The sequence below is a fragment of the Mycobacterium colombiense genome, assembly GCF_003284935.1.
In the GTDB taxonomy this organism is placed as follows: Bacteria; Actinomycetota; Actinomycetes; order Mycobacteriales; family Mycobacteriaceae; genus Mycobacterium; species Mycobacterium arosiense_A.
On sequence record NZ_QMEV01000063.1, the window covers coordinates 1 to 26,931 of the forward strand.

A 26,931-nucleotide genomic window follows, 5' to 3' on the forward strand; every position below is an offset into this window, starting at 1 on the left:
GCCTGTGCGGGAGCCGCACTCAGCACCAGCACCAGGCCCACGACGGACGCCAAGCCGGCGGTGTTCAGAGCGGCGAAGAGGCCCTTTCCAGTCCTGGCCCTCGTCCTGCCCGACATACGCATACCTCCACTCGTGGTCTCGACACAGTGTGGCATAGGGCGCGCGCCAGCTACCGTCAGCCGCGACCGAGCCGGGCCCGAAAAGGGCGAGATTGCGCGGTTGAGCTGGGCGGCTATGAATCGGGTGAGCTTGTCGGAGCAACATCGAGCATCCGCCGATTGGCCGCGATTCCGGCCAGCGCGACGGCCATCAGGGCCGCCGAAGCGGTGAGCATCATCGTGACGCTGCGCTCGAAGAGCAGGCCACCGGCCAGCGAGCCCGCCATGATGCCGACCTGGAACGCGGTGACGTAGAGCCCCGACGCGCCGTCGGGGTCGTCGGCCCCGTTGCGCATCGCTGCGGACTGCATCATCGGCGAGACCGCGGTGGCCATCGCGCCCCATAGCACGATCGCGGCGGTCCCGATCAGGGCGGTGGCCACGCCGGTCCTGCCCCCGATCGCCAGCCCGGTCAGCGCCACGAAGGCCGCCGTCAACCCTGTGATGCACAGGATGATCGCGCTTTTGGGCCGGTGGTCCAGCGGGCGCGCCACCAGCGGCAACGACAGCAGCCCGGCCAGCCCGTAGGCGGCCAGCACGAAGGCGAGGTTCGGCCCGCGCACGCCGAGCACGTTGCGGATGATCTCGACGATGTAGGTGTAGGAGACGAAATGGCCGGTGACGGCGATCATCGCCAGCACGCTGACCAGGATCAGCCGGGGGTTGCGGTGGTGTCGCGACCGCGGACCGACGTGGGCGAGCTGGTCGGAGGTCAGCACCATCTCCGGCAGCATCGCGCGGGCTGCCATCGTGACGCCGGCGGCCGCGATGGTGACGCAGACGACGGCCAGGCGCCAGCCCCACATCAGGCTCAACGCCGCGGTCAGCGGGCTCCCCACCACCAGCGCGAGGCTGGTGCCGACGTAGATCGACATGGTCGCGCGCCCGGCATGGCTGGGCGGCACCAGCCGGGTGGCGATCGGGGCGATGACCGCCCACAGCAGGCCGTGGGTGATCGCGCAGAGCACCCGCCCGGCCGCCAGCACCGCGAAGTTGGGGGCCAGCGCCGAGATGACCTGCGAGGCGGTCAGGCAGGTCAGGCTGAGCATGAGCGCGCGCCGACGGGGCCAATGCGCGGTCCAGCGCACCAGCGGAAACGTCGTCAGCGCCGCCACGAAGGCGTACCAGGTCAGCAGCGTGCCCACCGCAAACAAACTGACGTGCAGGTCGCGGGCGATGGCCGGCAGCGCGCCCACCGGCAGGATCTCGGCGGTGACGTAGGTGAAGGCCGCGGCCGCCAGCACAGCCAACTGAGCCGCGATCCGTGGGGTCCACGTTCGCGCAACGGCATTGGTTTCGGCAGTCATGGCTTCGGTATCGGCCGGACTACCCACTTCCTGGGTTGTCGCGCCTAATGCGATCACACTGCCTTACCGTACGGACCGCAACTACGCCCGCCCCTGAATCAGGGCCGATAGACAGGTCTCAACTACGTCACCAATCAGGAACGAACCAACCGCGCGATCGCGGCCGACGCCTCGTCGAGCTTGGCTTGCGCGTCGTCGCCGCCCTCGGCGACGGCGCGGGTGACACAGTGGTTCAGGTGCTCGTCCAGCAAATTCAGGGCGACCGAGCGCAGGGCGCTGTTGACGGCGCTGACCTGGGTGAGGACGTCGATGCAGTACTTGTCTTCCTCGATCATCCGGGCGATGCCGCGGACCTGGCCCTCGATGCGCCGCAGCCGCTTGGCGTAGTTGTCCTTCTGCTGCGAGTACCCGTGGTCGTTCGTCATCTGCACCCCTGCTCAGTCGGCCGCCCGGCGGCGGCGTCGCGCCGAACTCCAGCTTATACCCCATCGGGGTATCACCCCGGAAGTTGGGATCGCGACTGGCCAGCGCATACTTGAACAATGCCCACCACCGATTCGGCCGCAACCGCCGACATCAAGCCGCGTAGTCGTGACGTCACCGACGGCCTGGAGAAGGCCGCCGCCCGGGGCATGCTGCGGGCCGTAGGCATGGGAGACGAGGACTTCGCCAAGCCGCAGATCGGGGTCGCGTCGTCCTGGAACGAGATCACCCCGTGCAACCTCTCCCTGGACCGGCTCGCCAAGGCCGTCAAGGAGGGCGTGTTCTCGGCCGGTGGATATCCGCTCGAGTTCGGCACCATCTCGGTGTCCGACGGCATCTCGATGGGCCACGAGGGCATGCACTTCTCGCTGGTGTCGCGCGAGGTGATTGCCGACAGCGTCGAGACGGTGATGCAGGCCGAGCGCCTCGACGGCTCGGTGCTGCTGGCCGGCTGCGACAAGTCCCTGCCCGGGATGCTGATGGCTGCCGCGCGGCTGGACCTGGCGTCGGTGTTCCTCTACGCCGGCTCCATCCTGCCCGGGGTCGCCAAGCTCTCCGACGGCAGCGAGCGCGAGGTCACCATCATCGACGCGTTCGAGGCGGTGGGCGCGTGCGCCCGGGGCCTGATGCCGCGTGAGGACGTCGACGCCATCGAGCGGGCGATCTGCCCCGGTGAGGGGGCGTGCGGCGGCATGTACACGGCCAACACCATGGCCAGCGCCGCCGAGGCGCTCGGGATGTCGTTGCCGGGCAGCGCCGCGCCCCCGGCGACCGACCGCCGCCGCGACGGGTTCGCCCGGCGCAGCGGGGCGGCCGTCGTCGAACTGCTGCGGCGCGGCATCACCGCCCGCGACATCCTGACCAAGGAGGCGTTCGAGAACGCCATCGCGGTGGTGATGGCGTTCGGCGGCTCGACCAACGCGGTGCTGCACCTGCTGGCCATCGCCCACGAGGCCGGCGTCGAGCTGTCGCTCGACGACTTCAGCCGGATCGGGTCGAAGGTCCCCCACCTGGCCGACGTCAAGCCGTTCGGCCGCCACGTCATGTCGCACGTCGACCACATCGGCGGCGTGCCCGTGGTGATGAAGGCGCTGCTGGACGCCGGGCTGCTGCGCGGCGACTGCCTGACGGTGACCGGCGCGACGGTGGCCGAGAACCTGGCCGAGATCGCCCCGCCCGACCCCGACGGCAAGGTGCTGCGCGCGCTGAGCAACCCCATCCACCCGACCGGCGGGATCACCATCCTGCGCGGATCGCTGGCACCCGAGGGTGCGGTGGTCAAGTCGGCCGGCTTCGAATCCGACGTGTTCGAGGGCACCGCAAGGGTTTTCGACGGCGAACGCGCCGCGCTGGACGCCCTGGAGGACGGCACCATCACCAAGGGCGACGCGGTGGTGATCCGCTACGAAGGCCCCAAGGGCGGCCCCGGCATGCGCGAGATGCTGGCCATCACCGGCGCCATCAAGGGCGCCGGTCTGGGCAAAGACGTGCTGTTGCTGACCGACGGCCGGTTCTCCGGCGGGACCACCGGCCTGTGCGTCGGCCACATCGCGCCCGAGGCGGTCGACGCCGGGCCGATCGCCTTCCTGCGCGACGGCGACCGGATCCGGCTGGACGTGGCCAACCACGTGCTCGACGTGCTGGCCGATCCGGCCGAATTCGACGCCCGGCGCAAGGGTTTCACCCCGCCGGAGCCGCGCTACAAGACCGGCGTGCTGGCCAAGTACGTGAAGCTGGTCAGCTCGGCCGCAATCGGCGCGGTCTGCGGCTGATCGCCGTCCCGGGCCGCTTGGAGTCGGCCCGGGGCCGGCGAATTGCCCTGGCGCCTAACCGGGTTCGGGGCTACGCGTGCGTGCCCGCCGCGCGGGTGCGCATGCCGAAGTAGGTCGCGTTGAGACCCAGGAACGTCAACAACGCGCCCGCAACGACATTCGACCACGTCATGCCGGTGGTCAGCGTGACGTGCGGCAGGATCCACGTCGAGACGATGACCCACACGCCCAACACCGGCAGCGTCCAGGTCATACCGTGCGCGCGATCCAGCGTCGTCGCGAACCCGTAGGCCAAGAACGCCGCCGCGATGCCGACGATCAGGTCGGACGTGGCAAGCGATCCCGTCGCGCTGAACCCGACGATCCACGGCGATGCCGCCACGTACAGGCCCGTCAGCAGGACCAGACCGAACGTGACATGGGCACTCATCGACTCGGCGACGCGTTCGTAGCGCGCGCGAAGAGCCAACAAATCGGGGTGGTGATCGATTGATGAATGGACTGTACTCATTTTGTGACCTTTCTGTTATGCGGCAAGCCTTTTGGGCGTTGTCGCACCCATCCATCTGCTGTCCAGATTACGCCCGCACGCCGTTGGCCAGCAACGAAAACTGACGCCACGGCAACGCCGGACGGTAGGACATTTTCGGTGGTCCGCGTAGCGTCTTGAGTCATGGACATCGCGGACCGGCTGCGCCTGGACGTGCCGATCGGGCAGGCCGGCATGGGTGGCGGGCTGGCGGGCGCGGCACTGGCGGGCGCCGTCGCCCGGGCGGGTGGACTGGGCGCACTGGGAATCGACACCCCCCGCCGGCTACGGGCGTCGATAGATGAAGTGCGAGAACGGGCCCCGGGCCGCGCCGTCGCGGTGAACCTGTTGATGCCCTTCGTTCATCGCCGGCACGTCGCGGTCTGCGTCGACGCCCGGGTGGACGCCGTCGTGGTGGCGTTCGGCGAAAAGCGGGGGCTCATCGAGCACCTGCGCGATGCGGGGATCTTCGTCTTCGTGATGGTGGGTACCGAGGCGGCGGCCCGGGCCGCGATCGCTTGTGGCGCCGACGGTTTGATTGCCCAGGGACGCGAGGCCGGCGGCCACCTCGTCGGGACCATGCCGGCTTTGGAGTTCCTGCCGCTGGCCCTCGGCGCGGCGGCCACGCGTCCGGTGTTGGTGGCCGGGGGCATCGCCACCGCCGCCGACACGCGCGCCGCGCTGGACGCCGGTGCCAGCGGCGTCATCGCCGGTACCCGATTCCTGCTGACGCACGAGGCCAACGCGAGCCGCGAGTATCAGCGCCGAATCCTGCAGGCGGACAGGACGATCGAAACCAATCTGTTCGGCCTGAGCTGGCCCTTGCGCCACCGTGTCGTGCCCAACGCGGCCACCCGCCGCTGGTGCGGCGAGGACGGGAAGGCCAGGATGCTTCCCGCCGCCCTGAACGCGGCCAGCCGACCGCTGTCGGTGTTGGGCTATTTCGACGCCGGGTCACTGATGCGGCTCCAGACGCCGGCCCTACCGTTGTTCACACCGCTGGCGCCGGTGGCCGGCGTGCCCGATTCCTGGCTGGACAGCGCGGCCCTGTACGCCGGCGAAACCGCCTTGCGGATCGGCGAACTCACCTCCGCCGAGCAGGCCGTCGCCGACCTGAAGCCCCGCTGACGCCCTATCGCACCACGGCGAACGCGAAGCCGTCCCACTGTTTGGCGCCCACGGTCTGGATCACGGCCGTGTCCAGCCGCGGATCCTCGCCCATCGCCTGCAGGGTTTGGCGCACCGCGCGCGCTTGGGCGTTGGCCTCCGGATCAAGGATCTGGCCCTGCCGAACCACGTTGTCCGCCACGATGATCGCGCCGGGACGGGCGAGCCGCACCGCCCAGTCGAGGTAGGCGGGATAGTTCTCTTTGTCGGCGTCGATGAAGATCAGGTCGAAGGGGCCCGTCACCGTCGGCAGCGTGTCCAGCGCGGCCCCGACGATCACCTCCACCCGGTCGGCCAGGCCGGCCCGGTCCAGGTTGGCCCGCGCCACCTCCGCATGCTTGGGCTCGTATTCGAGGGTCACCACCCGCCCCTGCGGGCCGGCACCGCGCGCCAGCCAGATGGTGCTGAAGCCGCCCAGCGTCCCGAGCTCGAGAATGTTGCGGGCACCGATGGCACCGGCGAGCAGGCTCAAGAACTTTCCCTGCTGCACCGACACCGCAATCGGGGGCAATCCGGCGGCGCTGCTGGCCTCCAGGGCCGCGGTCAAGGACGGATCGTCGTCGACCACCGTGGTGTCCAAGAAGGCGTCGACGTCGTGGGGGGTTGGTTTCTCGGTCATCACGCCCACGCTAGCCGCGCCCGACGGCGCCGGCACCGGGTGCCGGCGTGGTATCGCACCGGTCGCGGCCATTTACCGTATACCCATGGGGGGTATATAGTGGGGGTGCGGTCGACCCGCACCGCACGAGTCACCACACAGAGAAAAGGGTGAGACAAATGGCAACATACGAGGCCGGAACCGAGCTGACGTGCGGTCACGAAGGCTGCGGCTGTCGCGTCCGCATCGAAGTCCCCTGCCACTGCTCGGGTTCGGGTGAGCCCTACCGCTGCACGTGCGGCGACGCGCTGACCCCCGTCAAGTAATCCGTCGGGTCGGTCGTACGTTCGGGCGCACAACCCGCAAGACTTAGCGCCCGAACGTACGGCCGCTCAGCTCGACCGTGGCGCGCAGCCGCATCGCGGTCGCCGACGCGCCCACCGCCGCCGTGTAGGCGCCCGGGTCGATCCGCCAGCTCCCGACGCCGCCGTCATAGCGGGCGAGCAGGCGCGGATCCGCCTCGATGGTCACTCGCCGCGTCGCACCGGGCTCGAGCTCGACACGCTGAAAACCCAGCAGCCGTAGGCACGGTTCACCGGCCGCGGCCGTCAGGTAGAGCTGCGGTACATCGGCGCCGGCGCGGTCCCCGACGTTGACGACCAGGAAAGTGGCGGTGATGGTCTGCTCGCCGTCGAGCACCAGGTCGCGGTAGTCAAAGCTGGTGTAGGACAAGCCATGCCCGAAGGCGAACATCGGCTGGTGGCCGCATCGGGCAAACCAGCGGTAACCGACGTCGGCTCCTTCCACGTAGTCGATCGTGGTCGGTGTCCCCCACGGTTCGCCGGCGTCGGGCAGCCGCGGGCGCGGTGTCTGGGCGAGATCGGCCGGGAAGGTGATCGGCAGCCGGCCCGAGGGGTTCACCGTGCCGCTCAGGATCTCCGCGATGGCCCTGGCGCCGGCCTGACCCGGAAACCACGCTTGCACAACGGCATTCACCGAACCGAGCCACGGCATGGCTACCGGATTGCCCGTCTGTAGCACCACCACGGTGTTCGGGTTGGCGCCCGACACCGCCGCGATCAGCTCGTCCTGACCCCACGGCAGCGAGAGGTCGGCCAGATCGAAGCCCTCGCCCTCGGCACGCACGGCGAACACGATCGCGATGTCGGCCGCTCGCGCCGCACGCACCGCCTCGGCCGGGCTGATCCCGGGATCGAATTCGATCTGGACGTGCGGCAACTGCTTTCGCAACTCGTCCAGCGGACTTGACGGCAGCAGGTACAGGTTGCGCAGCCCGGCCTCGAGGCCCGAGCCGCCGATGGGTACCACGCCCGCGTAGCCGCCCGCGGGGACGACGGTGCTCGAACCGAAGCCGGCCGGCACACCCACGTGCGCATACCCGCCGATGACGGCGATGCGCGCGCTCGACCCGGCGGCCACCGGTAGCAACCCGCGGTTGGCCAGCAGCACTGTTCCCTGTCGCGCTATGCGCAGCGCAATGTCGTTGTGCGCCGACAGATCCGGTGTCGGGGCCGGATCGGTGTGCTCGACTCCGACGGCGTACACCGACCGCAGGATGCGGCGCACCATGTCCGACAGGCGCTGCCTGGGCAGCCTGCCGTCGGCGTAGGCGTCGCGCAGCGGCGCGCCGAAGGACTCGGCCTGCCACAACAGCGCGTCGATCTGTGCGCCGCACTCCTGGTCGAGACCCGCCAGGGCGCACTCCCAACTCGGCGTGGCACCCCAATCCGACATGACCCAGCCGCGGTATGCCCAGGCGCCTTTCAGCACGTCGTTGATCAGAGCGGCGTTGGCCGCGGCGTAGTCACCGTTGACCTTGTTGTAGGCGGTCATCACGGCGCCGGGTTGCGCGCGCTCGATCGCCAACTCGAAGGCCAGCAGGTCGGATTCGCGGTGCGCGTCGGGATCGATGACGGCGTTCAGGAAGTGCCGATTGGTTTCGTTGCAGTTCAGCGAGTAATGCTTGACGGTCGAGATGACGCCGTGGTGCTGGATGCCGCGGATCGACTCGGCGGCGATGGTGGCGGTCAGCAGCGGGTCCTCGGAGAGGTATTCGAAGTTGCGGCCGTTGCGCGGGTCGCGGGCCAGGTTCATCGCGCCGGCCAGTTGCACGTTGAACCCGCGGCTGCGCGCTTCGCTACCGATCACTTCGCCGGCGGCCCGGGCCAGCGGCGGGTCGAAGGTGGCGGCCAGCGCCAGCCCGGCGGGCAGCGCGGTGGCCGTGTCGCCCGGCCGGTAGCCGGGGTTGGTGACGCCCAGCCCGGCATCGCTCATCAGCAAGGCGGGCACACCGAGGCGGGGAACGCCCGGCACGTATCCCGCGCTCATCGGCGCGTCCGCGGGGATGCGCTCGTCGCGCACCGGCCACATGTCGCCGGCCCCCATCACCGAGACCAGCAGCGCGAAGCGCTCGTCGTCGGTCATCCGGGCTTCGACCTCGCGCGCCCGCGCGTCGGGATCGGGGTTCACCGCACGCCCTGTTTGGCGTAGACGACGCGCAGCACGTGCCCCAGCTCGGGTCCCATCACCAGCTCCGTCAACTCACAGATCGTCGCCACGAACTCGGGGCCGTGCGGCGGCTCGGCCTGGCACAAATGATGCGCCACTTCGTGCAGCACCACCAGCTCGCGCAGCGCCCAGTCTGCGGTGTCACGGTCGGGCACCGCGATAACGCCTGTGCCATCGCGGTTTTCGTAGTGCGCGGCGGTGGCGGCCCGCCGCGGACGCACCCGCAGCGGCGCTACCCCCGGCCACCGTTGCCGCACCGCCGCGAGCGCCAGCACGTCGTTCACGTAGCGCTGCGCGGCTTCCACCGAACCGAACCGTCCCTCCGGCGGCAGCGTCAATTGCGTACCGAAGAAGTCCACCACGGGTGAGCCGTGCTGGGCGGCACGGTCGAACAGCGTCCGGACGAACTCCTCGGCCGCATAAACCTTGGAGCGTTGAGAATCCCGCCGTGGGGAGTTCCCCGCCGTCACCCGCTCAGCGCGCTCCGCGCCCCGGGCAGTTCGGGGCTGTTGCCGAGCCGCGCTCGCTTGCCGGCCCGGTCACCCGCGCGCCGCGCCGCCGACGAATATCCCGCCGACGCCCGGCTGGCCTGCCAGGTGCCGCGCGCCTTCGACGCGCCCCGGTAGTAGTCCACCAACTCGATTTCCTTGTCCCGCAGGGCGATAGCGGTGCCCGGCGATCGGCGACGATCCTTGGTGGCTTCCTGGCGGGCCTGGTCGCGGGCCTCGGTCAGCCGCTGGCCGACCCGCGCCCCGAAGGCCAGCTGAAAGTTGAGCCGGGCGGTGATCGTCGGCGTGGGACGGTGCGCGCCCGAGGCCAGGTAGGCGTCCGATGCCCGGACCATCTGGACCACCAGGCTGGCATACAGGGCGTGGCTGGCGTCGATGTCCTCGACGAACCCGTAGGCGTAGACGAACGTCGAATTCGAGGCCACGTCGCAGCGCACGTCGTTGGCCGCGGCGATCAGCACGAACAGCTGCACGTAGGTGCGTAGGCCCTTGGTGCCCGCCGCCCCGATGGTGATGGTGCGCTGCGTCGGCGTCTGCGCCGCCGACCGCTGGGCCGAATGCGAGCGGGCCACCGCGAGGTCGATGGACGCGGCCGTCGCGAGCCGCTGCGCGGCGGACATGAACGCCTCGGCTTCGTGGCTGTTGTCGGTGCCTTCGGCCTGACGCAGCAGCGCGGCGATGCGCGACAGCATCTTGTCGTCAGTCATGGCGCCACTTCTCCCCATCGCTGCACTCTGCATCGTCGTCGGCGCGAGTCATGGCGCCAAACTACTCAAGCGATCCGACACGCCCCGCCTCACAGCCGGGCGGTGATCCAGGAGACCACGTCGTCGAGGACCTGCTGGCGCTCAGGCTCGTTGAAAACCTCGTGGTAGAGCCCCGGATAGATTTTCAGCTCGACGTCGGTGGACCCCACGCACTCCACCAGGCGGCGGCTGCCGGCCACGGAGATCAGCCGGTCCTTCTCCCCGTGCACGACCAGCAGCGGCGCGGTCAGGGCCGGTGCCCGCTGCGGCATCGTCTCGCCGACCTGCAGCAGCGCGCGGCCGATGCCGGCCGGCACCTTGCCGTGGTACACCAGCGGATCCTCTTTGTAGGCGGCCACCACCGCGGGATCCCGGGAGATGGCGTCGACGTCGAGGTCTTGGGCCGGCAACCCGGGCACGACGGCGCCGAGCACCTTGGCGGCCAGCGCCAGCAGCGGCGACACCTGATCCTGGGCGGCGACCGCGGGACCCGACAACACCATCAGGTCGTAGTTGTCGGGGCGTTCGACGCCGTAGGCGAACACGATTCCGCCGCCCATGCTGTGCCCCAGCACGACGCACTTGAGGCCGTGGTGTTCCCTCGTGGCCGTCCCGACAAGGGTGTCGAAGTCGGCGGTGTACTCGTGGATGTCGCGCACCAGCACCCGCTTGCCGCCCGAGCGGCCGTGCCCGCGATGGTCCAGCGCGTAGGTGACCAGGCCCGCCTCGCCGAAGCGCCGGGCGACGTGGTCGTAGCGGCGGGCGTACTCCCCGAGGCCGTGGGACAGCACCACGACGGCGTGCGGCGCGGTCTCGGGTGTCCAGACGTCGTAGACGATGCGCACGCCGCCGTACCCGTCGAAACTGCGTTCGGTGCGGTTCGCTCCGGGGCTCCTAGTCATTACGGGCAGCGTAATGGCTGCTGGGGTGGGCCGTGGCCCCCGACACTGCGTAGGCTCTTGCGGATGAGCCTTCTCGCGCAGAACTCTGAAGGTGACCCGGTGGCCGACGGGGATTTCTCGGCGCACGCCGAACCGTATCGGCGCGAACTGCTGACCCACTGCTACCGAATGACCGGATCCCTGCACGACGCCGAGGACCTGGTGCAAGAGACCTTGCTGCGGGCCTGGAAGGCGTACGACCGTTTCGAGGGCAAGTCCTCGATGCGGACCTGGCTGCATCGCATCGCCACCAACACCTGCCTGAGCGCGCTGGAGGGACGTCAGCGCAGGCCGTTGCCGGTGGGCTTGGGCGCGCCCAGCTCGGACCCGGCCGCCGAGCTGGTGGAGCGGCGCGAGGTGCCGTGGCTGGAGCCGCTGCCGTCGCTGACCGAGCACCCGGCCGACCCGTCGGTCGTCGTCGGCTCGCGCGAGTCGGTGCGGCTGGCGTTTGTCGCTGCGCTGCAATATCTTCCGCCGCGCCAGCGCGCGGTGCTGCTGTTGCGTGACGTGTTGGGGTGGCGCTCGGCCGAAGTGGCCGAGGCGGTCGGCACCACCACGACCGCCGTCAACAGCCTGCTGCAGCGCGCCCGGTCCCAGCTGGAGGCCGTCGGGCCCAGCTCCGAAGACCCACTGGCGCAGCCGGATTCGCCCGAAGCCCAGGACCTGCTGGCGCGCTACATCGCCGCGTTCGAGACCTATGACATCGACCGGCTCGTCGAGCTGTTCACCGCCGAGGCCGTCTGGGAGATGCCGCCCTACACCGGCTGGTACCGGGGCGCGGCGGACATCGTCACCCTCATCCATCAGCAGTGCCCGGCGGAGGGCAGCGGCGACATGCGCATGCTGCCGCTGATCGCCAACGGCCAACTCGCCGCGGCCATGTACATGCGCGCCGGCGACGTGCATGTCCCCTTCCAGCTGCACGTGCTGGACGTGCAGGGCGGCAAGGTATCCCACGTGGTGGCCTTCCTCGACGACACCCTGTTCGCGAAATTCGGGCTGCCCAGTTCGCTGCCCGCGGGCGAAAGCTAACGGGACCGCTGCATGACGAACGCCACCTCGGTGACGCTCGCCCCCGGGAAGCCGGCGCTGCTGCTGAGCGCTTTCGACCTCGCCGACGTGGGCTACGCCGTCGAGGAGTTCTTCGTCTCCGCCACGGCGTCCTCCTATGCCCCGGTGGGCGAGCCGGGCCCCGACGGCAGCGGGGACGTAACCCCTTCGGGCTCGAGCGATTACACGACGCGCATCGTGGCGCTGACACCGTCCGATCCGTCCCGGTTCAACGGCACGGTGCTCGTCGAGTGGCTCAACGTCAGCGGCGGTATCGACGCCGCCGCGGTGTGGATGATGGCGCACCGCGAAATCCTGCGCGCCGGCTACGCCTACGTCGCCGTGTCGGCCCAGCGGGTGGGTGTCGAGGGCGGCGAAAGCCTGCTCGGCGCGGACATGTCGCTGAAAAGCCAAGACCCCCAACGTTACGCGTCCCTGCGCCACCCCGGCGACGCGTTCTCCTACGACATCTTCGCCCAGGTGGGCGGGCTGCTCAGAAGTGGTAAGCACGGCGCGATCCTGCGCGACCTGCCCGCCCGGCGCCTCATCGCGGTGGGCGAATCGCAATCCGCGATGTTCCTCACCACCTACATCAACGCCGTCGACCCGCTGACCTCGAGCTACGACGGCTTCCTCGTCCATTCCCGGTTCGGTCCGGCCGCGCCGCTGGACGGCAGCTCGATCTTCACCGAATCTGGTGCGCGGCAGGCGGTTCCGTTCCGTCCCGATCTGCGAGTTCCGCTACTGACGGTCGTCACCGAAACCGACGTCTTCGGCGGGCCGCGCGACGGCTACTACTTCGCCAGACAGCCCGACAACGACAGGCTGCGGGTGTGGGAGATCGCCGGTGCCGCCCACGCCGACAACTACACGATCCAGGTGGCGTTCATCGACAGCGGCTCGGCACCGCTGGAGGCCATCGTGGCCGGCTACGCGCCGACCGACAGGTTGATGGGCCAGCAACTCGCGCACTACATCAACTTCGGCCCCCAGCACCACTATGTGGTCCAGGCGGCCGTCGCGGCGCTGAACGCCTGGGTGGCCACCGGCGAGCCGGCCCCACGCGCCGACCCGCTCGAGGTTCGCGAAAGCGCGGGGCCCCAACCCGTCCTGGACGGTAACGGGCTCGCCCGCGGTGGCATCAGAACCCCGTGGGTGGACGTGCCGACCGCAAGGACGTCGGGCCTGGGCGGCCAGGAGAGCGCGATGTCGGCGATCTTCGGTTCCGGGGAACCCTTCGACGCCAACACAATTCGGCGGCTCTACCCCGGTGGCCGCGCGCAATACCTGGAAAGCTTCACCGCGGCGCTCGACGCGGCGATCGGCTCCGGGTTCATCCTGGCGGCCGATCGCAGCGAGATCCTGCAGCTCGCCGCCGCAACGTATCCCGGCGAGCCGGGCTAGATCCGATTGCCGGGCTAGAACAGCCGGCTGTCCGGCGACGGTCCCGGCACCGGGCGCACCAGGCCGGTGCCGGTGATCAGCGGCAGGTCCAGCGCGGACAGCAGACCGGGCGGCGCCGCGCACACCGCGGGGATCGCGTTGACCATCCGCGACGAGCCGGCGATGCGGGCACCCAGGTCGTGGTCCGCATCCTCGGCCATCTCGAATTCACAGCGCATGCTCGGGGAACCCTCGATCTCCACCCGGTACAGGCCGCGTCCGGACGCCTGCCCGTAGCCGAGGTCCTTCGGTGGAATGCTGATGTGTGGCTGCGGCCAGTCGGGGGCGATGTCATCACGCATGCGGGTCACGTGGTCGAGCACGAAGGTCGGTCTCCCGTCCACGTACCCGGTCAGCGTCGAGCGCATCGCGGCGATCGTCCCGGCCGCGATGTGACCGGTGGGCGTGTCGAAGGACTCGCCGGCCGGCACGCGCTCGTTGCTCTCCTCGATGTTGTCGATTTTGACGCCCAGCCCGGCGGCCAGCTGGTGGAGCACCGGCCCCCAGCCGAAGGTGAAGATCCCCGGTTGGGCCGCGAAGGCGGGGTAGTCCGGCTGCTGGCCGAAGCCGAGGATCTCATAGACTGCGGAGCGGTCCGGGTACGTCGCGTAATTGAACATCTCGGTCACCCGCACCGACTCGATCGCCCGGGACACGCCGGTAAGAGCGAGCGGCAGAACGTCATTGGCGAACCCGGAGTCGATGCCGGTGGTGAAGAACGAGACGCCGCCCTCGATCGCGGCCTCCCGCAGCGGATCGGTGAAGGCGGTGTCGACGGCGTCGGGAAAGACCAGCGGCACCACCGAACACGACACCACGTTCTTGCCCGCCCGCAGGATCGACACCATGTCCGCGACGGCCTCCAGCGGCCGCAGATTGGCGCCGGCCGCGTACACCACCGCGTCGGCGTCACCGGCCAGCAGGGCGGCCGGATCCTGGGTGGCCCGCACCCCGACCGGCGCGACGCCACACAACTCCCCGGCGTCGCGGCCGGCTTTCGCGTCGCTGTGCACGACGAGGTCGACCAGTTGCAGCTCCGGATGGTCGATCACCCCGCGCAGGGCGACCACGCCCATCGAACCGGGCCCCCACACTCCCACCTTCAACACGACTATCTCCTAATATTAGGACGTCTATCCTTGCATTTTGGACGGATCGTAGGGAGGTGGCGGTGGATACGTCAATGGCCGCGGCGCGCGGCGACTCGGGCGCCAAGTCGCCGCCCACCGCGCGGGTGATGGATGTGCTTGCCGCGCTGGCGAAGTCACCCCACGGCCTGGCCTCGGCCGAGTTGGCGAAGCGGTGCACCATCAGCACCTCGACCTGCGCGCTGGTGCTGGCCGAGCTGGATCGGCGGGGCTGGGTCGCGCGGCGGGGCGATCGCCGCTACGTGCTGGGCAGCGGGTTGTTCGGACTGGTCCATGGGCTGCGCCAACAGTTTCCGCTGCTGGACCGCGGGCGCGACGCGCTGCGTTTCCTGCACGACACGCTCGGGGCGGGCTGTTCGATGTCCAAAATCGGGCCCCGTCATCTGACCACCGTCGACGCGGTCGGCCACGGCACCGACGGCGAGCATGCCGTCGGGCAGCGCTTTCCCATCGACCCGCCGTTCGGTCTGGTGGCCATGGCCTGGCGTGACGACGACTTCGTCCAGGCGTGGCTGCACCGCGTGCTGCCCCGGCTGACCCGGACCGAGATCGCCGAGCACCAGCGGGTGCTGGCCGATATTCGCGCTCGCGGATACGGCGCGTGGCGGTTCGACGACACCCACCGGTCGTTGCACACTCGACTGGCCGACGTGCTGGCCTCGCTGGAGCCCACGGCCCAAGTCACCCGTCAGCTCACCACCTTGATGACGATGGTGACCCTGCAATCGGTCACCGACTCGCTCGAAACAGAGCTCGCCACAACCGAATTCGTCGTCCTTCCGATATTCGCCCACGACGGGCAGCCGGAGTACCAGATCGAGATTCACCTGGGCCACTCGACCGGATTGAGCATGCCGGAGCTCGATGCCGCGCTTCGGCACGCCCAGGGATTGCTCGCCGACGCGGTGACCTGACACGGCGCAACATTAGGCTGGGATCATGACCGCGGTCACGGAGATCAGGAGCGCCGCAAGCCGGGCGGTCACCACCACCGGATGGCTGACGTCGCGGCACTCCTTCTCCTTCGGCGACCACTACGACCCGGACAACACGCACTTCGGGCTGTTGCTGGTGAACAACGACGACATCGTCGCGCCCGGAACGGGATTCGACACCCACCCGCACCGGGACATGGAGATCGTGACCTGGGTGCTGCGCGGCGAGCTGTCGCATCACGACTCGGCCGGCAATCACGGCGTGATCTATCCCGGTCTGGCGCAACGCATGTCCGCCGGCGGCGGGATCCTGCACTCGGAGCGCAACGACTCCCCCGGCGAGCCGGTTCACTTCGTGCAGATGTGGGTCGTGCCGGATGAGGCCGGCATCGATCCGAGCTATCAACAGCACGAGATCGACGAGAAGCTGATGGCGGGCAATCTCGTGACCATCGCCTCGGGGCGGCCCGCGCACGACGCCGCGATCACCCTGCACAACCGCAATGCCGCGCTGCACGGCACCCGGTTGCCGGCCGGCGCAGCGGTGAACCTTCCGCGCGCCCCTTACCTGCATCTCTTCGTGGCTCGAGGTCGGGTCGGCGTGGAGGGGATCGGGGCGGTCGGCGAGGGCGATGCGGTGCGTTTCACCGACGCCGACGGCCGGCGCGTGACCGCGAGCGAACCGGCGGAGCTGCTGATCTGGGAGATGCACGCGAAGCTGGGTGACTGAGGCCATAGAGGGTCGGCGCGCCAGCCCATACAGTGGGCACGACAGAACAGGAGTCGGCATGCCTCACTCGCACCCGCAGCACGCGGCGCCCAACCCCGACCGGAACATCAAGGCGGTCCGCACCGTGCGATTCTGGGCGGCCCCCCTGGTGATCACCGTGGCGCTGATGTCGGCGTTGTGCGCGCTCTATCTCGGCGGCATCTTGAACCCGGCGGCCAACCTGCATCATTTCCCCATCGCGGTGGTTAACGAGGACGCCGGACCCGGCGGCGCACAGATCGCCGACCGGCTGGTCAATGGGTTGGACAAGAACAAGTTCGACGTCCGTGTGCTCTCCCGTGGCGAGGCCAGGCACCAAATGGATACCGGCCGTGTGTACGGCCAGGTGCTGATACCGCCGAGCTTCTCGTCGAGGTTGCGGGACTTCGCCACCAGCGCGGTGTCGCCGGCCCGCGCGGACCGCCCGTCGATCACGGTCTCCACCAATCCGAGGGCCGGCACGCTCGGCGCGAGCATCGCCGGCCAAACCCTCAACACGGCGATGGGGATCGCCAACGGGATTGCCGGGCAACGGGTTATGGCGGAGGTGGCCGCGCAGACCGGTGGTGCGCCGCTGGCCGGGGCGACCCAGGTGGGTCTGAGTGCACCCATCGACATCCAGTCGAACGTGTACAACCCGCTGCCGAACGGCACCGGCAACGGCCTGTCCGCCTTCTACTACGCGCTGTTGCTGTTGCTGGCCGGATTCACCGGCAGCATCGTGGTGAGCACGCTGGTGGACGCGCTGCTCGGTTACGTGCCTGCCGAATTCGGTCCGGTGTACCGGTTCGCCGAGCAGGTCAAGATCTCCAGATTCCAGACGCTGCTGCTGAAGTGGGTCATGATGGTGCTGCTGGGGCTGCTCACCTCGGCGGTGTATCTGGCGATCGCCGACGGGCTCGGCATGCCCATCAATCACAGCTGGCGACTCTGGGCGTTCGGCGTCTTCGCGATCGCCGCGGTGGGCATCACCTCCAGTTCGTTGCTCTCGGTGCTGGGCACGGCCGGAATGCTGGTCAGCTTGCTCATCTTCGTGATCCTCGGGCTGCCGTCGGCCGGCGCCACGGTGCCGTTGGAGGCGACACCGTCGTTCTTCCGCTGGCTGGCCGAATTCGAACCGATGCATCAGGTCTTCCTCGGTGCCCGGTCGCTGCTGTACTTCGGCGGCCGCGGCGACGCCGGGCTGACGCAGTCGCTGACCATGACGACGATCGGCCTCATCATCGGCCTGCTGCTGGGCGGCATCGTCACTCACCTCTATGACCGCAAGGGCTTCCACCGGATCCCGGGCGCGGTCGAACTGGCCATCGCCCAGGAACACCAGTCGCAGCACCAGGCCCGCCGCGGCAAACACGCCGAGCCGGCCGCCCCCGGGCCGACAGCCACCGGGCCCGCCGCCGACGAGCACGAAAGCTCAAGCGAGCAAGCGTAATTCGCGCGTGGCCCCATCGTCACCCCGCCGTGACCTTGTTGACAGTGTGACTAATGAGGCTGATGATGTTTGAGTTGCATTAGTTTCGGGCGGAAAGGGCTATCGTGCTGACCCGACGCGCCAGCTTCCGCCGGCTGGCAGCGTCGTGCGCCGCCCTCGTTGCCTGCTTCACCCTCGCGGTCACCTCCGGACAGCCCCTCGCCCGGGCCGCCGACGGCCGCGATCTGCTCGCCAATGCCATCGGCAGCACCCGTGGTTCCTATCTGGTCTACAACTTCGGCCCCGGCCATCCCGCGCCGATGCTCAACGCCGGGGGCAGCTGGTACGAGATGAACAACGGCGGCCATCTAATGATCATCAAGAACGCGGCGGGACGGCTGTCCCCGCACCTGCTGGTCGACACGCACCGCGGCGATCAGGCCCGCTGCGAGAACAACCCCGGGGCGCGCACCGGCGAGGGTCTCTGGCAGGCCTCGGAGCTCTACGCACCGCTGCAGGCGTGGCAACGCATGGGCCAGCCGACCATCGCCATCAACGCCAACTTCTTCGACGTCCGCGGACAAAAGGGCGGCTCGTGGCGCCAGACCGGTTGCAGCTCACCGCTGGGCGCCTTCGTCGACAACACTCAGGGCCAGGGTCGCGCCAACCAGGCGGTCACCGGCACCGTCGCCTACCCCGGTAAGCAGGGTCTCTCCGGTGGCGGTGAAAGCTGGAGCGCACTGTCGACGATGATCCTGCCGTCCGGTGGCGCGCCATACGTGGTGTGGCCCAGGACAAAGAGCGACTACGACGCCGCGACCCCGGTGGTCGCCGACCTGCTCAACAAGAACGAGAAGTTCGTCGCGGTCTCGGGCATCGGGCTGTTGGCGCCGGGCAACACCGGGCAGCTGCACGACGGCGGTCCCAGCGCGGCCCGAACGGCGTTGGCCTACTCCAGGCAAAAGGACGAGATGTACGTCTTCGAGGGCGGCAACTACACCCCGGACAACATGCAGGACCTGTTCCGCGGGCTGGGCAGTGACAACGCCGTGCTGCTCGACGGCGGCGGCTCGTCGGCGATCGTGCTGCGCCGCGACACCGGGGGCATGTGGGCCGGCGCCGGATCGCCGCGGGGATCGTGCGACACCCGGCAGGTCCTCTGCGATTCACACGAGCGGGCGCTGCCGAGCTGGCTGGCATTCAACTAGCAACGGGGAGGGCGGGTTTCGCGGCCGGCGGTCCGAAGCGGAAGATCAGCAGGCTGGTGGCGATCACCCCCGCGGTGACCACGAACACCGGGGCGATGACGTACCTCGACATCGTCGCGCCGACGAGGGCGCCGGCGCACATGGTGGCGACCACGCCGACGCGCAGCCGTTGCCGTTCGCCGGTGCCCCCGGCCAGTCGGCTGTCCAGCCCGAAGCTGACGATCGTCGAGGTGAGCACCGTCGTGGAGAGCTCTTGAATGCCGAACTGGCGCGCGCTGGAGTGTTGTAAGCCGAACGTCACCGCGAGCATGCCGATCATGATCAGCTTCGAGGTCGCCTGATAGCGCAGCACTCCCGCGCCCGCCAGGACCGCCAGTGTCAGCAGCAGCGCGATCTCGATCGTCAGCACCGTGGTGATCCACGTTCGCGTGCGCGAGCCGAAATACCGGGACAATCGGCCGCTGGCGATCGTGGTGCAGATGAAGGTCGGCATGGCGACCGCGACGGCGGTCAGGTCGACGATAGTCCTTGGGGCCAGCCAGAATCCGAGGAAGATCACGTTGCCGGTCATGTTGGCGACGAACACGTGACCCAGAACCAGAATGCTGATCGAGTCGGCCAACCCGGTGGCGAAGGTCAAGAGCAGCAACGCCGCTACGGTCCAGCGCTCGGATACCGGTGACGTGACAGCCATGCGCCCGGTCTCCTCGCCGCTAGACCTTGGGCGTCAGATCCAGCGATGTGATCGTCGTCATCCTGGTCACCAGCCAACGGTTGTTGGAACGCTTCAGGAACAGCCGGTAGGACAAATACTTCAGCGACGGGACGTTCTTGGTCAGTGGGCTGGTGGAGGTCGTATTGGTGTAGACGATGACCACGGCGGTGGAGTCGTCGAGCGTTTCGACCGCGGCGCCCGTCACGTCGGTGTGGTTGGTGACCTTGGCCTGCTTGTTGGGGGCCACGATGGCGTCGACGAATTTGCGGTACTGCGCCTCGAAATCGCCGCTGAGATACCGGGATGCGCGATCGGCCAGGGTGTCCATGTTTTCCGGCGTGTACGTCCACAGCGTGGTGATCGCGTTGGCGGCGGTCCGCGCGACGTTCAGTTTCGTTGCGGCGGTGGCCCGGTCGGCCAGATACGGCTGCAGCATCGCGCCGGCGAACGCGGCGGAGCCGACGAACACCAGGGCGGCGAGGGTGGCCACGACGGCCCAGGCCTTTCCGGCCCGCCGCTTCTTGCGTGCGGCGGCCCCCTGCGGCGCGTCCGCCACCCGCTCCGCGCCCTCGGCGGTGGCCTCGTCGTCGGCGCCGTCCGATTCGGTAGCGTCGTCGGCGGCGGCGGATTCGGTTGCGGCATCGAGCTCTTCGTCGTGCCGCTCCGGTACGGCGTCCGCTGCCGCGCCGGTCGCGTCGTTGTGCGGGGCGCCCGGCTTCTCCTCGGCGGTCACATCACCTGCTGCAGGTTGCTGATCTTCCACTGCTTCCCTTCCCGCGTCGCGGTGGCCGCCCACCGATTGGCGTTCTCCACCACCTGTTTCGCGTCCGGCGACTTGGTGGTGATCGCCGTCGCGACCATGACATTGGCGCTGCCGTCGTCGTTCCATCGCTCCAGGCCGGCGTCCAGCACGTTGCCGGTGGCCGGTTCGGCGCGGGCGACCTGCAGCAGGATCTCGTTGGCGTTCTTCTCGTACTGCTTGGCGAAGTCCCCGGTCGCCTGCGCCAGGATCCGGTTCACATAGTCGTTGGCGTGAAAGGGATCGATGGAGGTGAACTGCGTCATGAACCCCGTCACGTAGGTGAGCACCTCGCGGTCCTTCGACGCGGCCCTGGCCCGGGATTCGTGCGCGACGAGCATCAGCGTGCAGGCGGTGATCGCCACGACCATGAGCGCCGCGGCGACCGTGCCGGCCAGCGGCATCAGCCATGGGCGGCGCGCCTCGACCGGGCGCGCCATCAGCAATGGCCGCTCGCCCGGCGCAAACCTGCGGCGGGGACTCACTTGCCGCTCCCCGGCTGTCTCGGCTTGGTCAGCACGGTCAGATCGTCTACCCGCCAAGCGTTTCCGCTGTCCTTGGCGAACGCGACCCGCACCGTCGCGCTGATGTAGCGCTGTTCGGGCCCGGTGCCGCGCCGTCCCTGCATGAAGATCAACATCGTCGCCCGCGACGGTGCGGCCGATTCGATCGAGCTGTTGGTCACCCAGTACTCGTTGATGACCGGGTGCCCCTTTTGCACCAGATCCTGCTGGGCCGACAGCTGGGGCCGGTACTTGTCGGTGGCCAGCGACAGCGCCCGGGCGAAGTCGTCGTGCAGCGACTTGGGGTCGTAGGTCAGCATCTCGGCCACCATTTTGGGCCCCTGCGTCGCGAGCTGGGCGCGGGTCTGGTCGGTCGCCCGGTCCGGCCAGTACGCCCCGAAAAAGCTCATCGCTGCCCCGGCCAGGCACAACACCGCCGCGCTCAGCACCGCGGCCGCGCTCCACCGCCGGATGTGGGGCGGCGACGCGTCCGGTGGGCGGCGCCTGACCTCGGTGCGCAACAGGATGTCGGCGAAGGTGCGTCGGCGCGAATCCCACAGGGGCCAAAGCCATCCCACCACCGACGCGGTGTCGAGCAGGTGGGCGATGTCGCGCAGCAGCAGGGTCCACGGGCCCGGAGCGTCTCCGGTGGGGCGCGTCACCGCGACGCCCGCCAGGGCGCGGCCCAGGCTCCAGCCGGTGATCGCCGGCAGCAGCAGCCGGTTGGCCAGCACCAGCAGGGTGACGACGCCGAGGACGGAAATGCTCAGCCACCACCACACACTCTGTGCCGGCACGGTGCGCAGCACCACGGCCATCGTGAGGATGACCGCGAGGCCCGCCACCGCGTCGACCGCGAACGCGCCGACGCGAGAATGCCAGGGCGCCAAGGCTTCCCGTGGTGACTCCTGGATCGCCGGGGGCGCAGTCTGTTCGACCACCACCGTCACTTCGTCACCTGGTCGAGCTTGGATATCTTGTACTGCCCCTCGGCAAACGCCATCTTCACGCGCAGCCGGTAGCCGGCCTCGCTCTGGTTCTGGTCGCTGGCCACCTTGACCCGCAGCGCGACGAGGATGTCGATCGACCCGTCGGGGTTGTTGCGCTCGACCGCCGCCCGGACATCCGACACCTGAACGTGGATGTTCGCGGCCTGATACGCCTGCACCATCATGCTGGTGTAGAGCAACGCCTGCGAGCGGAAGGCGTCGGTGCCGCAGTCGACGATCTTCTGCTCGCTCGCGGTCATCGCGTTGGTGTCCGGCGCCTGGGTCGCGGAGACGCATTCCACCGCCGCCTTCAGCGCCAGCGCGTTGTTGCGGGCGATCTGCTGGCTCTGGTGGTGGTAGTGCAGCGCGAGGTAGCCGCCGAAGCCGACGCCGACCGCGCACAGCAGCAGCACCGCGGCGATCGCGGCCAGCCACCCCCGGCCCACCCGGGACGGCCCACGCTGGGCGGCCGCGACGGACTCGCCGGCCGCCGTTTCATCCTCGGCCGCGCCGTCGGGCTCGGGTTGGCCGGCGTCGACGTCGCCGGCGGCATCGTCGGTGGAGTCGGCCAGATCCTCGGAGGCGTCCTGCGGACCGGTCGGCTCGGCTCCGTTCTCGGGTGCCGTCGAGTCCTCGTTCTTGTCGTGGGTGGTCAACGAATCGTCCGTGTCGATGGGGTTCAGCCGGCCGGTGCCAGCATCTCCTTCCATCCATCGTCTCCTGTTCTGGTCGAGTTTTCGACGGAGTATTTAACTCCGTCTGGCCCTACCAGTTCACCGCTTTGGGGACTGTAGATCGCCGAGGGAGGCCCGCTGGGTTTGTAGACACAGGGGTTCGGCTGCTGGCCATTGCACTGCACGGTACCCGACCCCGGCCGGGACAACGGGTCGCTGGTGGGCGGGGGTGTGCCCGACACCCGGTCCGAGGGCGCCGGGTTGAGTCCGTTGTCCACCGACGGCGCGGGGATTACCATGCCCGGCTTCACCGGCTGATCACAGCGCGCCGCGGGCGCGGGGCAGGTCAGGATCTGGTTCGGGTCGCCGTACCAGGGGTTGGTGCCGGCCGGCACATACGGCTTGGGGTCGCGGCACTCCCGCGGCGTCGCCGCCCGTTTGCCCGGAATGTCGGTGCAGGGAATGTTGCGCGAACCGCGCACGCTGTTCGCCGGTGTTTCCATCGGGATCTTGCAGTACGTGCCGGTGGGCAGCGGCTGCATGCTGGTGTCGGCCGGGGACCGCCACTCCGACGCCGGAATGAAGCCGGTCAAACACGGCGGCGGCTGGTTGATCGACAGCGCCAGGTCCAGTGCGGCCATGTTCGGGAACGGCGCCCCCACCGTCTGGGCGATCGACGCGCCCTGCGGTAGGAACACCAGGACCTGCTCGACGCCGGTGTGGTAGCGCTTGAGCAGGTCGAAGACGACCTCGAGATTGGCCAGGGTCTGCGGCAGCGAATCCTTGACGTCGCTGAACACCGAGTTGACCTGATCGGCCGTCGGCGCCGCCTGGCGCAGCAGGCTTCTCAGGTGCTGGTCCTCCCGCGCGGACTGCGCGCCCAGCCTGTTCAGGTTGCGCGCCCAGCGCTCGATGTTGTCGCCGGATTCCACCTGGCTGTCCAGCACCGGGCCGGAGTTCTGGATGATGTCGTTGACGTCGGTGATCTGGTTCTTGAAGTCGCCGACGATCGCCTGCGTGGCGTCGACCAACCGCTGCAGGTTGGGGCCCAATCCGCCGACGGACTGCGCCGTCTCGTCGAGCAGCTGGCCGATCTTCTCCTTGGGCAGCACCGACAGTCCGCGGTTGGCCGTGTCCAGGGCCGGCCCGATCTCGGCGGGCACGGTGCCCTTGGTGATGGTCTGCCCGTCGGCCAGATACCTGCTGGCCATGCTGCCGCTCGAGGTCAGGTCCAGGTACTGCTCACCGACGGCCGAGACCGAGTGCACGTTGGCCGTGGCATCGATCGGGATCTTGTAGCGACTGTCGATGCTCATGGTCGCCTGGGCGCCGCGCTCGGTCGGTTCGACGTCGGTGACCTTGCCGATGGTGATGCCGCGGTAGGTGACATTGGCCGTGGGATACAGCCCGCCCGAGGCGGGCAGGTCGGCCTTCAGCGTGTAGCGCCCGACGCCCATCAGGCTCGGGATCTGCAGGTAGTAGATGCCGAGCACGAGCAGCGAGATGACGGTCAGGATCCCGAAGGCGATCAGCTGGCGTCGGATGAAGGGAGTCAGCAATTCCTGTCCCCCCTTTCCACCAGCGGTCCACCCGGTGCGTCATTCGGGTTGGGCGTGTAGCGCACGTCGGGGATCATCGTCTCCGGGTCGCGCCCGAACGACTGCTCGAGTGCCCGCAGGGCTCCCGACAATCCGGTCCCGGTGAGGAACGCGTTGTCGACCGCGCTGTAGGTCAGGTCGAGCGTCAGCGAGATGTTGAGGTAGTCGCCGCGGAAGATCTTCGGGACCGTGTCGATGTCGAACGGCTGGGTGAGGATCAGCTTCAGCGCGCCGAGCAGGTACGGCGAGGCCCGGCCGAGCTCCTTCAGCGGGCACTGCAGCGCCTGCAGATCGGTGTGCAGCGGCCCGCGCGCCTCCGACAGGTACTGGTCGGCGGCCTGGCTGAGCCGTCCCACCGAGTCGACGGCGTTGATCAGCAGGTTCTTGGTGTCGGCGAAATGCTTGATCAGCGGCGGGATGTCGGTGAGCACGCGATCCAGGACGTCGGCCCGGCCGCCCACGTAGGTCAGCAGCCGGTTGGTCGAGTCGATGGCGTGCGTGATGTCGTCGCGCTGCGCGTTGAGCTGGTTGGTGAAGGTGTCCAGCTTGCCGAGCAGAGCCCGGATCTGTTCACCGCGCCCGTTGAAGATGTTGTAGACCTCGTTCTGCAGCACCTCCAGGTTGGGGATGCCGCCGCCGCGCAGGATCAGCGACAGGCTGGCCAGGGTCTGCTCGGTGGTGGGATACGAGGTGGAGTTCTTCAGCGGGATGGTGTCGCCGCTCTTGAGGAGTTCGGGCGACGGGTTCGGGGGCGCGGCGAGCTCGACGTGCTGGGAACCCAGCAGCGACGTCTGGCCGATCCTGGCGGTGGCGTTCTTCGGCAACTTGACGTTCTTGTCCACGCCGAGCGTCAGGGTGGCGATCCAGTTCTTCAGGTTGATGGCTTTGATCGAGCCGACGAACACGTCGGCGACCATCACCTTGCTGTTGCCGTTGATCGCCAGGGTGTCGGGCACCTGCACGTAGAGGGTCATGGATTTCGACCCGCTGCCGGGACCACCCGGAATCGCGACGTTGGAAATGCCCTTCCACCCGCACGAGCTCAACACCATCGCGGCCACCAGCAAGGTCAACCCTTGCCAGGTCCGATGGCGGATCCGGCGCGCAATCACGGGCCGATTGTTCGGCTTGCTCCTCGCGCGAAACGCGCTCGTCGCGCCCCTCACGGGCCGATTGTTCGGCTTGCTCCTCGCGCGAAACGCGCTCGTCGCGCCCCTCACTGGCCACCTCCAAAGTCAGCGGGTACCGGCGGCCCGCCCGCGTTCGGCGCGGGCGCGGACACCGGAGCCGGCGTCGGCGCGACCGGACCGGGGACCACGTCCGGCCCGGGCGGCGGCGGCTGGATCGGCACGGGAGCGTTCAGCCCGATGGGCGGCACGATCGGGTTTTCGTCATAGGCGTTCGGCGGACCCGGCGGGGTCTGCAGGTTCGACTGGACGGGTTCGATGTTGGGGCCACCCATCAGTTCGGACAGCGATTCGGGGGTCATCAGGCCCGCGGTGATGGGGCCGACCTGCTGACCCTGCATACCCGGGGCCACGATCCAGCCCGGCTGGGTGTTGCGGTGCGACGTCGGGGTGTCCGGCACCCAGATGCCCGGGACGGTGGTGTCCTTGTAGCCGTTCGGCGGGTGCAGCCGGTCCTCCGAGTAGGCGATTTCCTTGGGCAGCGTCTCCGCCGTGCTGAACAGGTTCAGGCCGAACGGCGGGTAGTTGAACTTGATCGCATCCAGGATCGGCGAGAGGTACTGCGCGCACAGCTCGGCCGACTCCTGGTAGCCCAACCGGCTGCCGGCCTGAATCGCGCTGCAGATGAACTGCATCGGGTTGGCGAAGTTGGTGATTGCCGTGATGGCGACCAGTGAACCGTGCGACGGGTGATAGATCTGGTTGATGTTCGCCGCGGCCGTCGGCAGCACGTGCAGCGCGGTCTCCACGCCGTTCAACGGATCCGGTTGCAGCAGAGCGTTCGTCGCGGTCTCGAGGTTGTTGATGTCGTGGGTCAGCACCCCGCGGTTCTGGTCCAGCCAGGGACGCACGGTGGTGAGCAGGCTGTCGAACTGCTGGATCGCGTTGGCCAGGTCGTTGTCGTTGTGCGCCAGCCGCGTGGTGAAATCCGCCAGGTTCTGGTTGAGCGCGACGAACTGCTGGTCGTCCTGGTGCAGCGCGTTGACGAACAACGCCAGGCTGCGCACCACCGCGAAGAAGTCGCCGCGACCCTCGTTCAGGGCGGTCAAAGCCTGCGACAGGTTGGTCAGCGTGGTGTTGACCTGCTTGCCCTTGCCGGCCAGCCCGTCGGCGAACGACGTGATGACCTCGCCGAACGGTCCCGTTGGCTGCTCGGGCGTGGGACCCAGCTTGGAGATGATGTTGGTGATGCTGTTGCGCAGCTGGTCCCACTCGACCGGCACCTGGGTGCGCTCTTCGGGGATCACCGCATTGTCGGCCAGCACCGGACCGCCCTTGTAGGCCGGCTCGAGCTGGATGGCCCGCGACGCGACCAGGGTCGGGTTGAGGATCACCGCCGAGGCATTGGCCGGGACCCGGTACTTGTTCTCGTAGTGGAAGGTGACCTTCATCTTGTTGCCGCTGGGTTCGATCTTGTCGACCGCGCCCACCCGCAGCCCCATGATCTGGACCTTGTCCCCGGGGTACAGCGCGTTCGCCGCCGGGAAATAGGCCACCACGGTGTTGTTGGTCAGCTTCTCGTACAGCCGCCAGCCGACGAAGCCGACGACGAGGGCCAACACGATGACCAGCGACCCGATGATGAGCGATGCCCTGGTCAGCCTCGGGAGCCGAATGCTGCGGATGTCAAAGATGGTGCTCAATTCTGGCTACCTCCCCCCGCTGCACCGCTACCTCCGGATCCGCCCGGGTTGATGAACGGTGCCGGCAGCTGGGCGCCGGGTCCGGGTGGCGCGGCCGGCCCCGGCGGGAAGCCCGGCGCG

At 68.9% G+C, this 26,931-nt stretch carries 25 protein-coding genes and 1 pseudogene; 9 read left to right on the plus strand and 17 right to left on the minus strand.

What is annotated here, in order from left to right:
* Positions 1 to 232 precede the first annotated feature (232 nt).
* Entirely contained in the window at positions 233 to 1,465 is a 1,233-nt protein-coding gene (locus DQP57_RS21265; protein WP_112634660.1) for an MFS transporter, read from the minus strand.
* A gap of 134 nt (positions 1,466 to 1,599) precedes the next feature.
* Positions 1,600 to 1,890, minus strand: a complete 291-nt coding sequence (locus DQP57_RS21270; protein WP_112634682.1) for a metal-sensitive transcriptional regulator — start codon at positions 1,888 to 1,890, stop codon at positions 1,600 to 1,602.
* Between the two features lie 117 nt (positions 1,891 to 2,007).
* Between DQP57_RS21270 and ilvD the strand changes: the two genes are divergently transcribed.
* Positions 2,008 to 3,720 carry a dihydroxy-acid dehydratase gene (ilvD, locus tag DQP57_RS21275; RefSeq protein WP_112634661.1) on the plus strand — a complete coding sequence of 571 codons (1,713 nt, stop codon included), beginning with the start codon at positions 2,008 to 2,010 and terminating at the stop codon, positions 3,718 to 3,720.
* 70 nt (positions 3,721 to 3,790) lie between these two features.
* On the opposite strand, the gene DQP57_RS21280 is transcribed toward ilvD, so the two are convergent.
* Positions 3,791 to 4,231 carry an SPW repeat protein gene (locus DQP57_RS21280; protein WP_112634662.1) on the minus strand — a complete coding sequence of 147 codons (441 nt, stop codon included), beginning with the start codon at positions 4,229 to 4,231 and terminating at the stop codon, positions 3,791 to 3,793.
* A 162-nt stretch (positions 4,232 to 4,393) separates the two neighbouring features.
* Between DQP57_RS21280 and DQP57_RS21285 the strand changes: the two genes are divergently transcribed.
* Entirely contained in the window at positions 4,394 to 5,377 is a 984-nt protein-coding gene (locus DQP57_RS21285) for a nitronate monooxygenase (RefSeq protein WP_112634663.1), read from the plus strand.
* A gap of 4 nt (positions 5,378 to 5,381) precedes the next feature.
* Here the strand turns inward: DQP57_RS21285 and DQP57_RS21290 are convergent, their stop codons facing one another.
* On the minus strand, positions 5,382 to 6,035 hold the full coding sequence (locus DQP57_RS21290) for an O-methyltransferase (RefSeq protein WP_112634683.1): 654 nt from the start codon (positions 6,033 to 6,035) through the stop codon (positions 5,382 to 5,384).
* A gap of 158 nt (positions 6,036 to 6,193) precedes the next feature.
* Between DQP57_RS21290 and DQP57_RS21295 the strand changes: the two genes are divergently transcribed.
* Positions 6,194 to 6,340, plus strand: a complete 147-nt coding sequence (locus DQP57_RS21295) for a metallothionein (protein WP_067124138.1) — start codon at positions 6,194 to 6,196, stop codon at positions 6,338 to 6,340.
* A gap of 43 nt (positions 6,341 to 6,383) precedes the next feature.
* On the opposite strand, the gene DQP57_RS21300 is transcribed toward DQP57_RS21295, so the two are convergent.
* From DQP57_RS21300 to DQP57_RS21315, 4 genes are all read right to left on the minus strand, one after another.
* The gene (locus DQP57_RS21300) at positions 6,384 to 8,459 is read right to left on the minus strand and encodes a beta-glucosidase (protein ID WP_112634684.1); all 2,076 of its coding nucleotides are present in this window, start codon (positions 8,457 to 8,459) and stop codon (positions 6,384 to 6,386) included.
* Between the two features lie 41 nt (positions 8,460 to 8,500).
* On the minus strand, positions 8,501 to 9,013 hold the full coding sequence (locus tag DQP57_RS21305) for a TIGR04338 family metallohydrolase (protein ID WP_112634664.1): 513 nt from the start codon (positions 9,011 to 9,013) through the stop codon (positions 8,501 to 8,503).
* The gene (locus DQP57_RS21310; protein WP_112634665.1) at positions 9,010 to 9,759 is read right to left on the minus strand and encodes a DUF2786 domain-containing protein; all 750 of its coding nucleotides are present in this window, start codon (positions 9,757 to 9,759) and stop codon (positions 9,010 to 9,012) included. Before DQP57_RS21310 ends, DQP57_RS21305 begins: the two co-directional genes overlap by 4 nt.
* 89 nt (positions 9,760 to 9,848) lie before the next feature.
* Complete coding sequence (locus DQP57_RS21315; protein WP_112634666.1) at positions 9,849 to 10,700, minus strand: alpha/beta hydrolase; 852 nt, start codon at positions 10,698 to 10,700, stop codon at positions 9,849 to 9,851.
* Here DQP57_RS21315 and DQP57_RS21320 point away from each other — a divergent pair.
* Together DQP57_RS21320 and DQP57_RS21325 are read left to right on the plus strand one after the other, a co-directional pair.
* Positions 10,636 to 11,771 (plus strand): annotated as a pseudogene (locus DQP57_RS21320) (sigma-70 family RNA polymerase sigma factor). The gene DQP57_RS21315 and the pseudogene DQP57_RS21320 sit on opposite strands and share 65 nt — an antisense overlap.
* A gap of 12 nt (positions 11,772 to 11,783) precedes the next feature.
* A complete protein-coding gene (locus DQP57_RS21325) occupies positions 11,784 to 13,193 on the plus strand; it encodes an alpha/beta hydrolase domain-containing protein (RefSeq protein ID WP_112634668.1) in 1,410 nt (469 codons plus the stop codon).
* A gap of 14 nt (positions 13,194 to 13,207) precedes the next feature.
* On the opposite strand, the gene DQP57_RS21330 is transcribed toward DQP57_RS21325, so the two are convergent.
* Positions 13,208 to 14,341 (minus strand): NAD(P)H-dependent amine dehydrogenase family protein, encoded by a 1,134-nt coding sequence (locus tag DQP57_RS21330; protein WP_112634669.1) that lies wholly within the window; start codon positions 14,339 to 14,341, stop codon positions 13,208 to 13,210.
* 74 nt (positions 14,342 to 14,415) lie between these two features.
* Here DQP57_RS21330 and DQP57_RS21335 point away from each other — a divergent pair, with 74 nt between their 5' ends.
* The 4 genes from DQP57_RS21335 to DQP57_RS21350 all read left to right on the plus strand — a co-directional run bounded on the left by DQP57_RS21335 (position 14,416) and on the right by DQP57_RS21350 (position 18,703).
* Complete coding sequence (locus tag DQP57_RS21335; protein ID WP_112634670.1) at positions 14,416 to 15,294, plus strand: MarR family transcriptional regulator; 879 nt, start codon at positions 14,416 to 14,418, stop codon at positions 15,292 to 15,294.
* 25 nt (positions 15,295 to 15,319) lie between these two features.
* Positions 15,320 to 16,045 carry a pirin family protein gene (locus DQP57_RS21340; protein ID WP_112634671.1) on the plus strand — a complete coding sequence of 242 codons (726 nt, stop codon included), beginning with the start codon at positions 15,320 to 15,322 and terminating at the stop codon, positions 16,043 to 16,045.
* Between the two features lie 58 nt (positions 16,046 to 16,103).
* A complete protein-coding gene (locus DQP57_RS21345; protein ID WP_112634672.1) occupies positions 16,104 to 17,516 on the plus strand; it encodes a YhgE/Pip domain-containing protein in 1,413 nt (470 codons plus the stop codon).
* A gap of 104 nt (positions 17,517 to 17,620) precedes the next feature.
* Positions 17,621 to 18,703, plus strand: coding sequence for a phosphodiester glycosidase family protein (locus tag DQP57_RS21350; protein ID WP_112634673.1), 1,083 nt, complete (start codon positions 17,621 to 17,623; stop codon positions 18,701 to 18,703).
* Here the strand turns inward: DQP57_RS21350 and DQP57_RS21355 are convergent.
* From DQP57_RS21355 to DQP57_RS21390, 8 genes are all read right to left on the minus strand, one after another.
* Positions 18,696 to 19,397 (minus strand): YoaK family protein, encoded by a 702-nt coding sequence (locus tag DQP57_RS21355; RefSeq protein WP_112634674.1) that lies wholly within the window; start codon positions 19,395 to 19,397, stop codon positions 18,696 to 18,698. The two genes, DQP57_RS21350 and DQP57_RS21355, sit on opposite strands and share 8 nt — an antisense overlap.
* A gap of 19 nt (positions 19,398 to 19,416) precedes the next feature.
* On the minus strand, positions 19,417 to 20,181 hold the full coding sequence (locus tag DQP57_RS21360) for a mammalian cell entry protein (protein WP_112634675.1): 765 nt from the start codon (positions 20,179 to 20,181) through the stop codon (positions 19,417 to 19,419).
* Complete coding sequence (locus DQP57_RS21365) at positions 20,148 to 20,702, minus strand: mammalian cell entry protein (RefSeq protein WP_112634676.1); 555 nt, start codon at positions 20,700 to 20,702, stop codon at positions 20,148 to 20,150. Before DQP57_RS21365 ends, DQP57_RS21360 begins: the two co-directional genes overlap by 34 nt.
* Entirely contained in the window at positions 20,699 to 21,670 is a 972-nt protein-coding gene (locus tag DQP57_RS21370) for an RDD family protein (protein WP_112634677.1), read from the minus strand. Before DQP57_RS21370 ends, DQP57_RS21365 begins: the two co-directional genes overlap by 4 nt.
* Positions 21,667 to 22,419 carry an Mce protein gene (locus DQP57_RS21375; RefSeq protein WP_112634678.1) on the minus strand — a complete coding sequence of 251 codons (753 nt, stop codon included), beginning with the start codon at positions 22,417 to 22,419 and terminating at the stop codon, positions 21,667 to 21,669. Before DQP57_RS21375 ends, DQP57_RS21370 begins: the two co-directional genes overlap by 4 nt.
* Positions 22,389 to 23,942 (minus strand): virulence factor Mce family protein, encoded by a 1,554-nt coding sequence (locus DQP57_RS21380; RefSeq protein ID WP_112634679.1) that lies wholly within the window; start codon positions 23,940 to 23,942, stop codon positions 22,389 to 22,391. Before DQP57_RS21380 ends, DQP57_RS21375 begins: the two co-directional genes overlap by 31 nt.
* Positions 23,936 to 25,093, minus strand: a complete 1,158-nt coding sequence (locus DQP57_RS21385; protein WP_112634680.1) for a virulence factor Mce family protein — start codon at positions 25,091 to 25,093, stop codon at positions 23,936 to 23,938. The genes DQP57_RS21380 and DQP57_RS21385 overlap by 7 nt, the downstream gene beginning before the upstream one ends.
* Positions 25,094 to 25,197: 104 nt before the next feature.
* On the minus strand, positions 25,198 to 26,811 hold the full coding sequence (locus DQP57_RS21390) for a virulence factor Mce family protein (RefSeq protein ID WP_112634681.1): 1,614 nt from the start codon (positions 26,809 to 26,811) through the stop codon (positions 25,198 to 25,200).
* Positions 26,812 to 26,931: the final 120 nt, after the last annotated feature.

Bases quoted from the DNA above. Each gene is read 5' to 3' on its own strand.
- DQP57_RS21265 (WP_112634660.1), bottom strand. From the start codon at position 1,465: ATGACTGCCGAAACCAATGCCGTTGCGCGAACGTGGACCCCACGGATC.
- DQP57_RS21270 (WP_112634682.1), bottom strand. From the start codon at position 1,890: ATGACGAACGACCACGGGTACTCGCAGCAGAAGGACAACTACGCCAAG.
- ilvD (WP_112634661.1), top strand. From the start codon at position 2,008: ATGCCCACCACCGATTCGGCCGCAACCGCCGACATCAAGCCGCGTAGT.
- DQP57_RS21280 (WP_112634662.1), bottom strand. From the start codon at position 4,231: ATGAGTACAGTCCATTCATCAATCGATCACCACCCCGATTTGTTGGCT.
- DQP57_RS21285 (WP_112634663.1), top strand. From the start codon at position 4,394: ATGGACATCGCGGACCGGCTGCGCCTGGACGTGCCGATCGGGCAGGCC.
- DQP57_RS21290 (WP_112634683.1), bottom strand. From the start codon at position 6,035: ATGACCGAGAAACCAACCCCCCACGACGTCGACGCCTTCTTGGACACC.
- DQP57_RS21295 (WP_067124138.1), top strand. From the start codon at position 6,194: ATGGCAACATACGAGGCCGGAACCGAGCTGACGTGCGGTCACGAAGGC.
- DQP57_RS21300 (WP_112634684.1), bottom strand. From the start codon at position 8,459: ATGACCGACGACGAGCGCTTCGCGCTGCTGGTCTCGGTGATGGGGGCC.
- DQP57_RS21310 (WP_112634665.1), bottom strand. From the start codon at position 9,759: ATGACTGACGACAAGATGCTGTCGCGCATCGCCGCGCTGCTGCGTCAG.
- DQP57_RS21315 (WP_112634666.1), bottom strand. From the start codon at position 10,700: ATGACTAGGAGCCCCGGAGCGAACCGCACCGAACGCAGTTTCGACGGG.
- DQP57_RS21325 (WP_112634668.1), top strand. From the start codon at position 11,784: ATGACGAACGCCACCTCGGTGACGCTCGCCCCCGGGAAGCCGGCGCTG.
- DQP57_RS21335 (WP_112634670.1), top strand. From the start codon at position 14,416: ATGGCCGCGGCGCGCGGCGACTCGGGCGCCAAGTCGCCGCCCACCGCG.
- DQP57_RS21340 (WP_112634671.1), top strand. From the start codon at position 15,320: ATGACCGCGGTCACGGAGATCAGGAGCGCCGCAAGCCGGGCGGTCACC.
- DQP57_RS21345 (WP_112634672.1), top strand. From the start codon at position 16,104: ATGCCTCACTCGCACCCGCAGCACGCGGCGCCCAACCCCGACCGGAAC.
- DQP57_RS21355 (WP_112634674.1), bottom strand. From the start codon at position 19,397: ATGGCTGTCACGTCACCGGTATCCGAGCGCTGGACCGTAGCGGCGTTG.
- DQP57_RS21375 (WP_112634678.1), bottom strand. From the start codon at position 22,419: ATGGAAGGAGATGCTGGCACCGGCCGGCTGAACCCCATCGACACGGAC.